Source organism: Streptomyces sp. SID5910 (genome assembly GCF_009862125.1).
GTDB lineage: Bacteria > Actinomycetota > Actinomycetes > Streptomycetales > Streptomycetaceae > Streptomyces.
In genome coordinates, this window is sequence record NZ_WWHX01001028.1 from 1 (window position 1) to 11,675 (window position 11,675).

At 73.3% G+C, this 11,675-nt stretch carries 11 protein-coding genes; 5 read left to right on the forward strand and 6 right to left on the reverse strand.

The window, feature by feature from the left end; translation table 11 throughout:
- The 3 genes from GTW67_RS36480 to GTW67_RS36490 form a co-directional block, all read right to left on the reverse strand.
- Positions 1-161 (reverse strand): ATP-binding cassette domain-containing protein (locus tag GTW67_RS36480; RefSeq protein ID WP_161168991.1); only part of this gene is annotated, 161 nt, incomplete at its 3' end.
- Positions 149-910 carry a cobalt ECF transporter T component CbiQ gene (gene cbiQ, locus GTW67_RS36485; protein WP_161168992.1) on the reverse strand — a complete coding sequence of 254 codons (762 nt, stop codon included), beginning with the start codon at positions 908-910 and terminating at the stop codon, positions 149-151. The genes GTW67_RS36480 and cbiQ, both read right to left, overlap by 13 nt.
- A gap of 1 nt (position 911) precedes the next feature.
- Positions 912-1,985 carry an energy-coupling factor ABC transporter permease gene (locus tag GTW67_RS36490; RefSeq protein ID WP_161168993.1) on the reverse strand — a complete coding sequence of 358 codons (1,074 nt, stop codon included), beginning with the start codon at positions 1,983-1,985 and terminating at the stop codon, positions 912-914.
- A gap of 195 nt (positions 1,986-2,180) precedes the next feature.
- Between GTW67_RS36490 and GTW67_RS36495 the strand changes: the two genes are divergently transcribed.
- The gene (locus tag GTW67_RS36495; protein ID WP_161168994.1) at positions 2,181-2,558 is read left to right on the forward strand and encodes an SsgA family sporulation/cell division regulator; all 378 of its coding nucleotides are present in this window, start codon (positions 2,181-2,183) and stop codon (positions 2,556-2,558) included.
- Between the two features lie 34 nt (positions 2,559-2,592).
- Here GTW67_RS36495 and GTW67_RS36500 read toward each other — a convergent pair whose 3' ends face one another.
- The 3 genes from GTW67_RS36500 to GTW67_RS36510 form a co-directional block, all read right to left on the reverse strand.
- Positions 2,593-4,263 (reverse strand): penicillin-binding transpeptidase domain-containing protein, encoded by a 1,671-nt coding sequence (locus tag GTW67_RS36500; protein ID WP_161168995.1) that lies wholly within the window; start codon positions 4,261-4,263, stop codon positions 2,593-2,595.
- A gap of 151 nt (positions 4,264-4,414) precedes the next feature.
- Complete coding sequence (locus GTW67_RS36505; RefSeq protein ID WP_161168996.1) at positions 4,415-6,052, reverse strand: penicillin-binding transpeptidase domain-containing protein; 1,638 nt, start codon at positions 6,050-6,052, stop codon at positions 4,415-4,417.
- Positions 6,053-6,194: 142 nt separating this feature from the next.
- Positions 6,195-7,940: a phospholipid carrier-dependent glycosyltransferase gene (locus GTW67_RS36510; protein WP_161168997.1), complete on the reverse strand. Its 1,746-nt coding sequence runs from the start codon at positions 7,938-7,940 to the stop codon at positions 6,195-6,197.
- Positions 7,941-8,037: 97 nt separating this feature from the next.
- Between GTW67_RS36510 and rsmI the strand changes: the two genes are divergently transcribed.
- From rsmI to GTW67_RS36530, 4 genes are all read left to right on the forward strand, one after another.
- The gene (gene rsmI, locus GTW67_RS36515; protein ID WP_161168998.1) at positions 8,038-8,886 is read left to right on the forward strand and encodes a 16S rRNA (cytidine(1402)-2'-O)-methyltransferase; all 849 of its coding nucleotides are present in this window, start codon (positions 8,038-8,040) and stop codon (positions 8,884-8,886) included.
- 243 nt (positions 8,887-9,129) lie between these two features.
- Entirely contained in the window at positions 9,130-9,498 is a 369-nt protein-coding gene (locus GTW67_RS36520) for a hypothetical protein (RefSeq protein ID WP_161168999.1), read from the forward strand.
- A gap of 22 nt (positions 9,499-9,520) precedes the next feature.
- Positions 9,521-10,402 (forward strand): TatD family hydrolase, encoded by an 882-nt coding sequence (locus GTW67_RS36525; protein WP_161169000.1) that lies wholly within the window; start codon positions 9,521-9,523, stop codon positions 10,400-10,402.
- A gap of 106 nt (positions 10,403-10,508) precedes the next feature.
- Positions 10,509-11,675 (forward strand): ubiquitin-like domain-containing protein (locus GTW67_RS36530; RefSeq protein ID WP_161169001.1); only part of this gene is annotated, 1,167 nt, incomplete at its 3' end.

Below are 11,675 nucleotides of genomic sequence, written 5' to 3' on the forward strand. Positions count from 1 at the left end.
GTCTTGCCGGCGCCGTTCGGGCCGAGCAGCGCGACCCGCTCGCCGCGGGCGACGGAGAAGTCCACGCCGAACAGGGCCTGGTGCCCGTCGGGGTAGGCGAAGGCGAGGCCGGAGACCTCCAGGGAGGCGGCGGATGCCGGGGTAGCTGTCACAGCGTCCATCCCAGCAGACAGACCACCAGCGCCGCACACGGGAGGGCCAGCGCGTACGACCACTGCGCCCGCGAGGCGGTCACCTCGTCGATGACCGGCATCGAACCGGCGTACCCGCGGCTCACCATGGCCAGGTGGACGCGCTCGCCGCGTTCGTAGGAGCGGATGAACAGGGCGCCGGCGGACTTGGCGAGCACGCCCCAGTGCCGGACGCCGCTCGCCTCGAAGCCCCGCGACTCCCGGGCGATCCGCATGCGGCGCATCTCGTCGGTGATGACGTCCCCGTAGCGGATCATGAAGGACGCGATCTGTACGAGCAGCGGCGGCAGCTTGAGGCGCTGGAGGCCGAGCAGCAGTTCGCGCAGCTCGGTGGTGGAGGCGAGCAGCACGGAGGCGGCGACGCCCAGGGTGCCCTTGGCCAGCACGTTCCATGCGCCCCACAGCCCGTTGACGCTCAGGGACATGCCGAGGACGTCGACCCGCTCGCCCTCGGCGACGAACGGCATCAGCACCGCGAACGCGACGAACGGCACCTCGATCAGCAGCCGCTTGAGCAGGAAGCCGGCCGGGACGCGGGCCGCGTACGCCACCGTCGCCAGCAGGGCGGCGTAGAGGCCGAAGGCCCACATCGCCTCGCGCGGGGTCGACACCACGACGACCACGAAGGCGAACGTGGCGGCGAGTTTGGTGTGCGGCGGCAGACCGTGCACGGGGGAGTGCCCGTGCCGGTAGAGCCGGTGCGCGTGGCCGGCGCCCATCTCAGACGCTCGTGCTGCTGCTGGACGTGCTGCTGGGCGAGGTGTCGTCGCTACGGCGCCTGCGCACCGCCCAGAACACCGCGCTGCCCGCGACGACGGTGACGCCGACGCCGATGACGCCCGCGAGACCGCCGGAGACGCGGGCGTTCGCGATGTCCTTCACGCCGTAGTCGGCGAGCGGCGAGTCGGCGTTCGCGTGCTCCTCGGCCTTCTTGTCGATGCCCTTGTCGGCGGCGACCTTCTCCAGGCCGTCCGGGTTGGCGGAGGCGTAGAAGCTGACGAAGCCGGCGAGGACCAGGGAGGCCACCAGGCCGCTGATCCACACCTTGCGGTGCGAGCGGGCGGCGACGGGCGCGGGGGCCTCAGCGGTGCCGGAGGCGTCGGGGGCGTCGACGAGTTCGCCGTTCACCCGCAGCTTCAGCCGCTGCTGGAGGCCGCGCGCCCCGTACACGAGGTCCGGGCGTACGGCGATGACGGCGCCGACGGTCAGCGCGGTGATCGCGGCCTCGCCGATGCCGATCAGCACGTGGACGCCGATCATCGCGGTGGCGACCTTGCCGATGGAGACGTCGGTGGTGCCGCCGATCCAGTACATGAGGGTGAAGGCGAGGGCGGCGGCCGGCACGGAGACCAGCGCGGCGACGAAGGAGGCGACGGTGACCGAGCGGCGGGTGCGCGGCAGGAGCTTCACCAGGCCCCGGAAGAGGGCGTAGGCGACGACCGTGGTGACGATCGCCATGTCGGTGATGTTGACGCCGAGCGCGGTCAGGCCGCCGTCCGCGAAGAGGATGCCCTGCATCAGCAGGACGACGGAGACGCACAGGACCCCGGTGTAGGGGCCCACGAGTATCGCGGCGAGCGCGCCGCCGAGCAGATGCCCGCTGGTCCCCGCGGCGACGGGGAAGTTCAGCATCTGCACCGCGAAGATGAACGCCGCGACCAGGCCCGCCAGGGGCGCCGTCCGCTCGTCCAGCTCACGCCGGGCACCGCGCAGGCTCACCGCGATGGCGCCGGCGGCGACGACTCCGGTCACGGCGGAGGTCGGGGCGTTGATGAATCCGTCAGGTACATGCACGGGTCGATGATAGAGGCTTGTTGCGAACCTCTTGCAAGAGCGAGGGCCTTGTCATCTCACCTGTGAGATAGCCGACCGCGCGGGGGTCGGGGGCGCCCCCGTCGCTCGACATGTGCCAGAGGGAAAATATGGGACATTTGAGAAGGGGTGGGTACACGGCTTTCACACAGGTGACAGAGCGTGAGGGGCGATCCGATGTCCGTTGTCGAACAGTACGCACGAGCCCACATCCTCACGGACGCGGACCTCCCCGACGAGGACGACGGCGGCGCCATACCCGTCGTCCTGCGCTACGACCCCGACCACGACCCCCGCTCGGTGTGCGTGGCCCTGCCCGGCCGGGGGCCCAGCTCCGTCCCGCGCGAGTGGACGTTCTCCCGCGACCTGCTGGAACAGGGACTGCGGGCGCCCGCCGGGAGCGGGGAGGTGCGGGTGTGGCCCTGCGGGCGGGTGCAGGCCGTCGTCGAGTTCCACTCCCCGCAGGGATGCTCGGTCGTCCAGTTCGAGACCAAGGCGCTCATCCGGTTCCTGCGCCGCACCTACGCGGCGGCCGCCGAGCCGGTGCCCCACTGAGCCCCGGCCCCCGGCCGCCCGCTCACCCCGCCGCTCAGCCGCCCGCCTTCAGCAGCGCCGCCACGATCGGCCCCGCGGTGTCGCCGCCGTGGCCGCCCTGCTGGACCACGCCCGCCGCGGCCAGGTCGCCCCGGTACGCGGTGAACCAGCCGTTGGGCTTGTCCTGGCCGTCGACCTCGGCGGACCCCGTCTTCGCGCCCGTCTGGCCGCTCACCCCTGCCATCGCCTCGGCCGCCGTGCCGTTCGTGGCCGTGTAGGACATCAGCTCCCGCAGCTGCCCCAGCGTGGACGCGGACATCGTGCGGGAGGCCTTCGCGAGCGTGCGCCCGTCGACCGAGGGGGCGACCAGGTACGGCTGGTGGAAGGCGCCCGTGCGCACGGTCGCCGACACCGACGCCATGTTCAGCGGGTTCATCCGCACGCCGCCCTGCCCGATGAGGGAGGCGGCCATCGGCGCCGCGCTCTGCACCGGCACCGCGCCGTCGAAGCTGGGCACGCCGATCGCCCAGTCGTTGCGGCCCAGACCGAAGACCTCCTGGGCCTGCTTGGTCAGGTCGTCGTTCTCCAGCTTCGGGGCCTGGCTGATGAAGGCCGTGTTGCAGGACCGGGCGAAGCTCGCCTTGAACGTGCCCTTCTTTATCTCGAACTCGTCGTCGTTCTGGAACTTCCAGCCGCCGTAGCTGGAGTACTTCGGGCACGGGTGCTGCTTGTCGGCGGACGCCAGGCCCTTCTCGACGAGCAGCGAGGCGGTGACGACCTTCATCGTGGAGCCGGGGGCGAGGGAGCCCTGGAAGGCGGTGTTGAAGCCGTGGCCGCCGTTGGCGACCGCGAGGATCTCGCCCGTCGAGGCGCGCAGCAGTACGACGGAGGCCCGGGCCTTGCCCGCCACCTGCTGTTCGGCTGCGGCCTGGAGGCCGGGGTCCAGGGTCGTGCGCACGGTGCCCGGCGTGCCCTCGCTCAGCTCCAGCAGGGTCTTGTCGGACGCCTTCGCCGCCTTGGACTCCTTGCCGCGGACCACGCGCAGTTCGATGCCCGCGGTGCCGCCGGCCTTCTTGCCGTACTTCTCGCGCAGGCCGTCCAGGACGGTGCCGAGCGACGGGTACGTGGCGGCGGATATCTCGCCGCCGGTGCGGTCCAGGGCCTTGACCGGGGGCGTCCCGGCCTCGCCGGTGACCAGCGTGTCGCCGTCCTTCAGCTCGGGGTGGACGACGGCGGCGTGCCAGTCGACGCGCGGCTCGCCGTCGCCGGCCCGGCGGACGACGGTCAGGGCGCTGTCGTAGGCGAGCGGCCGGGAGGTCTCCTCGTAGGCGACCGTCGCCTTCACGGCGAAGGGCACCCGGGTGCCGGCCGGGGCGCCCGGGGTGAGGGTGACGTTCTTGATCCGGGCGTCCTTCGCGTAACCGGCCAGCAGGGTCCGGGCCGCCACGGCGTCGTCGGTCGCGGCGGCGGCGCCGGCGACGTCGCCCCGCTGCCAGGCCGTGAGGAACCGCTGGGAGGCCGCGGTGACCTCGGCCGCCGTCAGCGGACTCTTCGCCTTCTCCTCGGCCGCGGCGGCCTTGGTGCGCGCGGTGTCCTCGGCGTCGGCCTCGCCGCCGTCCATCGCCCAGACGCCGAGTCCGGCGCAGGCCACGACCACCGCGGCCACCCCGCCGATGACGCCCGGTCTCGTCCTCCGCCGCCCCGCGACGGCCCTTCTGCTGCCCACTGCGTCCCGTTCCTCCGCGGCGCCCGGTCGTTGCCCGGGTCGCGCGGTGCCCTCGTGGCCCGGGGGCCCGTCCGGCCCGCGCGGCCCATGCTTCCCACGACGGCGCCCACAGTAGGGGCACCGTCACGTGCGGTGGCGCTCAGCCCCCCGCTCAGCCCCCGGCCCGCAGTACGGCCGCGACGATCGGGCCGGCCGCGTCGCCGCCGTGGCCGCCCTCCTTTGTCATGGCCGCCGCCGCGACGTCGTTGCGGAAACCGGTGAACCAGCTGTCGGACGTGGCCTGCCCGTCGACCTCGGCCGAGCCGGTCTTGGCGCCGATGTCGCCGCCGAGCCCGGACATGGCGTCCATGGCGGTGCCCTGGGTCGCGGTGAGCCGCATCATCTTCCGGAGCTGGTCGGAGGTGCCCTGCGGCAGCCCCTTGGCGGTGGCCAGCTCCCGGCCGTCCAGCTCCGGCGACACCAGATAGGGCTGGCGGAACTCGCCGGTGATGGCGGTCGCCGTCACCGAGGCCATGTTCAGCGGGTTCATCTGGACCTGGCCCTGCCCGATGGCGCCCGCGGCGCGGTCGGGGCCGCTCGCCGCGGGGACGCTGCCGTCGAAGGAACCGATGCCGGTCTGCCAGTTGTCCTGCCCGAGCCCGAAGCGCTCCTCGGCCTCCCGCGTCAGCGAGGAGTCGGTGAGCGGGTCCTCGTCGATGAGCTTGATGAAGCCGGTGTTGCAGGACCGCCGGAAGTCGTCGCCGAGCGTGGCGCCCATGTCGGCCTTCATGCCGGTCAGGTTCTTGAAGGTCTGGCTCTGCCACGTCGCCGTGTCCGGGCAGGGCGCCGGATCGCCCATCGAGGCCACGCCGTTGTCGATGAGCATGGCGGCCGTGATGATCTTCATGGTGGAGCCGGGGGCGACCCGGCCCTGGAAGGCGGCGTTGAAGCCGTCCGCGCGGTTGTTCGCCACGGCCAGCACCTCACCGGTGCTGGGCTTGACGGCGACCACGGAGGATTCGTCGTACCGGCCGACCGCCCGCTCGGCCGCCGCCTGCACGCTCGCGCTGAGCGTGGTCGGCAGCTTGCCGGGCTTCCCCTCGGTCAGCGTCAGCAGCGGGGTGTCCGGGTTCTGTGTCGTGGTGTGCCGGATCGCCAGCTCGACGCCGGGCGTGCCGCCAGCCTTGTCGCCGTACTTCTCGCGCAGCGTGGCGAGGACCGGGCCGAGCGAGGGGTACTTCTCCTTCGTGAGGACCTTGCCCTCGCGGTCGACGGCCTGGATCTGCGGGGTCGCCGACTCCGCGGTGACCAGCGTGTCGCCGTCCTTCAGCTGCGGATGGACGACGGCCGGATCCCAGTCGACCAGCGCCCGCCCGGAGGTCTGCCCGCGCACCACGGTCAGCTCGCTCTGGTACGTCAGCGGCTTGGACGCGCCGCCGTAGGAGACCTTCGCCTTCACCGTGAACGGCACGGTCATGCCGCTCACGCTCACCTGGCCGGGCGTGATCTCGACGCCGGTGATGTGGGCGTCCTCGCCGTAGGCGGCCAGCAGCGTCCCGGCGATCGCGGCGTTGTTCGTGTACGAGGCCGCCGTCGTCGTCTCGCCCTTCTCCCAGGCGGCGAAGAACTTGTCCGCGGTCTCCTTCACCTCGTCGCGGCTCGGCGGCCCGCTCTTCGTGGCCGCCCCGGCCGCGCCCGAGCCCCCGCCCCCGTCCAGCGCCGACACCACGTTGTAGGCGCCGTACCCCGCGCCGCCCACCATCACGGCGAACACGCCGCCTATGACGGCGGCCTTGACCCCCCTGCCCATCGGCAGTCCCCTCCCCGTCCGACCCCGCACACGCTTTCTTGAACGTGTTCAGAAGTAGTTGTGGGAGGCACTCTATGGGTACGGAGCGGCCGTTGGTACGGATGTTTCCGTTTGTTGGCCGAACGGAGATGCCGTGCGCCGGTCAGACCCAGGTGTCCAGCCACATCCGGGACCGCCACTCGTCCATCGGGATCGCCGTGCCCGTGTAGAGCGGCCAGAAGTAGATGAAGTTCCACGCGATCAGCAGCACCAGTACGCCCGCGCCCGTCGCCCCCGCGACGCGCCGGGTGTCGCCGCAGCCCGGCCGGCCCACGATCGCCCCCAGCAGCATCGCCACCGCCAGGCACAGGAAGGGCAGGAAGACGACGGCGTAGAAGAGGAAGATCGTGCGCTCCTGGTACAGGAACCAGGGCAGATAGCCGGCCGCCAGCCCGCAGGCGATGGCACCCGCGCGCCAGTCACGGCGGAAGGCCCAGCGCCACAGGACGTACAGCAGGGCGAAGCAGCCGATCCACCACAGCAGCGGCGTGCCGAGCGCCAGCACCTCGCGGGCGCACTTCCCGCCCGCGTCGACCGGGCAGCCGTCCGTGCCGGCCCTCGGCGACTCGTAGAAGTAGGAGACCGGGCGGCCCAGGACGAGCCAGCTCCAGGGGTTGGACTGGTACGTGTGCGGCGACGTCAGGTGGGTGTGGAACTCGTACACCTGCGTCTCGTAGTGCCACAGGCTGCGCCACCAGTCCGGGAACAGCCAGGACCAGGAGCTCGTCCGGCCGTCGGCCGTGGCCCAGTCGCGGTAGTAGCCGCCGGAGCCGTCGGAGGGGGAGAGGATCCAGCCCGTCCAGGACACGATGTAGGTGACGACGGCGACCGGCACGGTCGACAGGAACGCCCAGCCCAGGTCGTGCCTCAGGACCGCCAGATACGGCCGGCGGGCGCCCGCGACCCGGCGGGAGCCGACGTCCCACAGCACGGCCATCACGCAGAACGCCGCCATGACGTACAGGCCGTTCCACTTGGTGGCCGCGGCCAGGCCCAGCATCACCCCGGCCGCCAGCCGCCAGGGCCGCCACCCCAGCCGCAGCGTCTCGGCGACGTGCGCGTCCGGGCGGACCCGGCCGTCGTCGTCCACGGGCAGCGCGGCGGCGAGTCTCCCGCGGGCCCTGTCGCGGTCCACGACCAGGCAGCCGAACGCGGCCAGCACGAAGAACATCAGCACGCTGTCAAGCAGCGCGGTGCGGCTCATCACGAACGCGAGGCCGTCCAGCGCCATCAGCGCGCCCGCCAGGCACCCGAGGAACGTGGAGCGGAACAGCCGGCGCCCGATCCGGCACAGCAGCAGCACCGACAGCGTGCCGAGCAGCGCCGTCATGAACCGCCAGCCGAACGGGTCGAACCCGAACATCAGCTCGCCCAGACCGATCACGTACTTGCCGACCGGCGGATGGACGACGTAGGCCGCGTCCGACGGGATCGTGACGTGCCCGCCCGAGCTGAGGATCAGGTCGTTGGCGTTCTTGTCCCAGTTGACCTCGAAACCGCGGTGGATCAGCGCCCAGGCGTCCTTGGCGTAGTACGTCTCGTCGAATATCACCGCCTTCGGGCTGCCCAGGTTCCAGAAGCGCAGGGCGCCCGCCAGCAGCGTGACCAGCAGCGGACCGCCCCAGCCCGACCAGCGCGTGATCCGGCCGGCCGCCGTCTTCGACAGGCCGAGGAAGACCCACAGCCGCGGCCCGGGCCGCGTGTACGGCGGCACCAGCCGGTCGCGGACGTCGCCCGCGGGCGGCCCCGCCGGGTAGCCGAAGCGGCGCAGCCGCTGCTGCCAGGTGGGCCCCTGGTCGGGCGGTGCCTGGTCCTGCCGGAGGTCCGTGGAGGACGCGGTACTGGTCACCGCGCCATCGTAGGGAACCGTGCTGTGCACGTCCCGCGCACCGCCCTCACCGGTCCGGATGCGTCCCCGCGCGCGCACCCCTGGGAGGATGGGGGGCGTGACTGGAACCCTTGTACTGGCGGGCACCCCCATCGGCGACGTCCAGGACGCGCCGCGCCGGCTCGCCGCGGAACTCGCGGGCGCCGACGTCGTCGCCGCCGAGGACACCCGGCGGCTGCGCCGGCTCACCCAGGCGCTCGGGGTGACGCCCAAGGGGCGCGTCGTGTCGTACTTCGAGGGCAACGAGTCCGCCCGCACGCCCGAGCTGGTCGAGGAGCTGGTGGGCGGCGCCCGCGTGCTGCTGGTGACCGACGCCGGCATGCCGTCGGTGTCCGACCCGGGCTACCGGCTGGTCGCCGCCGCCGTCGAGCGGGACGTCAAGGTCACCGCCGTGCCCGGCCCGTCCGCCGTGCTCACCGCGCTCGCCCTGTCCGGGCTGCCGGTCGACCGGTTCTGCTTCGAGGGCTTCCTGCCGCGCAAGGCCGGCGAACGGCTCGGCCGGCTGCGCGAGGTCGCCGGGGAGCGCCGCACCCTCGTCTACTTCGAGGCCCCGCACCGCCTCGACGACACCCTCGCCGCGATGGCCGAGGTGTTCGGCGCCGACCGGCGGGCCGCCGTCTGCCGGGAGCTGACCAAGACGTACGAGGAGGTCAGGCGCGGCGGTCTCGGCGAGCTCGCCGCGTGGGCCGCCGAAGGGGTGCGCGGCGAGATCACCGTCGTCGTCGAGGGCGCCCCGGACACCGGGCCCGAGGAGGTCGGCGCCGAGGAGCTGGTGCGCCGGGTGCGGGTGCGCGAGGAGGCCGGGGAGCGGCGCAAGGAGGCGATCGCCGCGGTGGCCGCCGACGCGGGCGTGCCCAAGCGGGAGGTGTTCGACGCGGTGGTCGCCGCCAAGCACGCCGGCGCGTGACGGCGGGGCGACCGGGGCGCCCGCGCGGGGGAGCGGCGCCCGGGCGCGCCTGCGCCCCATGGACGGGCAAACAGCCTGTCCACAAGGCAAAGCCCCAGGCCGCCCCCCGGGGACACTTGGGCAAGGAACGTCCAAAACGGCTCCAATAGTCGACAGGACTGATGCATTCCCGTCGGCCGAGGCGTCCACTGGATGACGGGGGACGCACCCGTTCCCCACGTCCAGCGGACAGCAGGAGCCGGCATGAGCGAGATCACCGGACGGACCGGCGGGCGGGCCGAGGCCACCGCCGTCGTCCACGAGTCGTACTCCTTCGCCTGCATGCGGTGCGGGCACGGCTGGGAGCAGTCGTTCGAGATAGAGCACCACAGGGACGCCGACGGCCACGAGTTCGTGCGCTATGTGGCGGAGGGCCACGTCGTGCCGTCCCCGCTGAGCCGTCCCACGTGCGCCAACTGCGACAGCCACGTCGTACGGATCATGCGACCGGGGCGCGTCGCCTCGGTGCGCGGCCCCGCCCACGGCGTGCACCGGGAGCCGCCGGCCGAGCAGCGGCACTGGCACCTGTCCGACCTCCTCCAGGCCCTCCACCTCCAGCGCAGGGCGAGCTGACCTCCTTTCGTAGGATCGGTGCATGCCTTCGAACGCGTCCGACAAGACCGCCGCGCCGCCGCTCCCGGAGCCCCTGCGGGTACCGGTCGCCGACTCGCACACCCACCTCGACATGCAGGCGGGCACGGTGGCGGAGGGCCTCGCGAAGGCCGCGTCCGTCGGCGTCACCACGGTCGTCCAGGTCGGCTGCGACCTCGCCGGCTCCCGCTGGGCGGCCGAGACGGCGGCCCAGTACGACGCCGTCCACGCCACCGTCGCCCTGCACCCCAACGAGGCCCCGCGCATCGTCCACGGTGACCCCGACGGCTGGTCGAGGCAGGGCGCCCGGCAGCCCGGCGGGGACGCGGCGCTCGACGACGCCCTCGCGGAGATCGACCGGCTGGCCGCGCTGCCGCAGGTCAAGGGCGTCGGCGAGACGGGCCTGGACCACTTCCGCACCGGGCCCGAGGGCAAGGAGGCGCAGGAGCGGTCCTTCCGCGCCCACATCGAGATCGCCAAGCGGCACGGCAAGGCCCTGGTCATCCACGACCGCGACGCCCACGCCGACGTCCTGCGCGTCCTCAAGGAGGAGGGCGCCCCCGAGCGCACCGTCTTCCACTGCTACTCCGGCGACGCCGAGATGGCCGGGATCTGCGCCGAGGCCGGGTACTACATGTCCTTCGCCGGCAACGTCACCTTCAAGAACGCGCAGAACCTGCGCGACGCCCTCGCCGTCGCCCCGCTGGAACTGGTCCTGGTGGAGACCGACGCGCCGTTCCTGACGCCGGTCCCCTACCGGGGCCGCCCCAACGCGCCCTACCTCGTGCCGGTCACGGTGCGGGCGATGGCCGCCGTGCGCGGCATCGACGAGGACACCCTCGCGACGGCCCTCGCGGCCAACACGGCCCGCGCCTTCGGCTACTGACACGTACTGACACCCCGCTCACGCTTCGTGGTCGCGTCGCTTTGGAGAGTGACGGGTGCTCCGCTAGGTTCTGGGGGCCCGATCCGGACCCCTGGAGCGTGTCGGCGTGAGCAGAACACCGTCCGAGACCTGTGACCCGTTCGACGTGCACAGCGCGCCGACCCTGCCCTACGGGGAGACATACCGGCCCGCCTACGAGACGGCCGGGCCCGCGCTGCCCCGGCAGAGCGCCCCGCCAGCCTTCCCCGCGGCGGGCGGGCGGGCCGCGCACCGGCGCCGGGCCCGGAGCGCCGGGCGTGCGGACGGCACCGTGCGCCGGCTGCTGCCGCAGGCGCTGGTCGTGGCCTTCCTCGCCGGCGGCACCACCGCCTTCGTCGCCAAGGACAAGGCCGTCGAGCTGACCGTCGACGGCACGCCCCGCACCCTGCACACCTTCGCCGACGACGTGACCGAACTGCTCGCCCAGCAGAACATTCCGGTCGGTGCCCACGACGTCGTCTCACCCGCCCCCGGCACGCCGCTCACCAGCGGCGCCGAGATCGCCGTCCGCCACGGACGGCCCGTCCTGCTCACCCTGGACGGCCGGCGGCGCCAGGTGTGGACCACCGCCGAGACCGTCGAGGGGGCGCTGCGGCAGCTCGGCGTCCGCACCGAGGGCGCCCACCTGTCCACCAGCCCCGCCCGGCGCATCGGCGACGGAGGGCTCGCCCTGGACGTCCGCACCGAACGCGTGGTCACGGTCATGGCGGACGGCCGGGCCCGCACCATCCGCACCAACGCCGCGACCGTGCGCGAGGCCGTCGAACAGGCCGGCGTCACCCTGCACGGCCAGGACACCACGTCCGTCCCCGGGGCCGCCTTCCCGCGCGACGGGCAGACCGTCACCGTGCTGCGCGTCACCGACTCCCGGGAGGTCCGCGAGGACCCCCTCCCCTTCGCCGAGGAACGCACCGAGGACTCCGCCCTGCCCCGGGGCACCGAGGTCGTCGAGCAGGCGGGACAGCCCGGGCTGCGCCGCACCACGTACGCCGTGCGCAGCGTCAACGGGGTCCGGCAGAAGCCGCGCAGGCTGCGCACCGAGGTGGTGCGCGAGCCCCGCCCCCAGGTCGTGCGGGTCGGCACCCGTCCCCGGCCCGCCTCCGTGCGGGGCGCCGACCACCTGAACTGGCAGGGCCTGGCCGCCTGCGAGTCCGGCGGCCGCCCGGACGCCGTCGACCCCTCCGGCACGTACGGGGGGCTGTACCAGTTCGACACCGCCACCTGGCAGGGTCTC

Coding starts and splice junctions, on each gene's coding strand:
- GTW67_RS36495 (WP_161168994.1), top strand. CDS start 2,181: ATGTCCGTTGTCGAACAGTACGCACGAGCCCACATCCTCACGGACGCG.
- GTW67_RS36520 (WP_161168999.1), top strand. CDS start 9,130: ATGAGCGAGATCACCGGACGGACCGGCGGGCGGGCCGAGGCCACCGCC.
- GTW67_RS36505 (WP_161168996.1), bottom strand. CDS start 6,052: ATGGGCAGGGGGGTCAAGGCCGCCGTCATAGGCGGCGTGTTCGCCGTG.
- GTW67_RS36525 (WP_161169000.1), top strand. CDS start 9,521: ATGCCTTCGAACGCGTCCGACAAGACCGCCGCGCCGCCGCTCCCGGAG.
- cbiQ (WP_161168992.1), bottom strand. CDS start 910: ATGGGCGCCGGCCACGCGCACCGGCTCTACCGGCACGGGCACTCCCCC.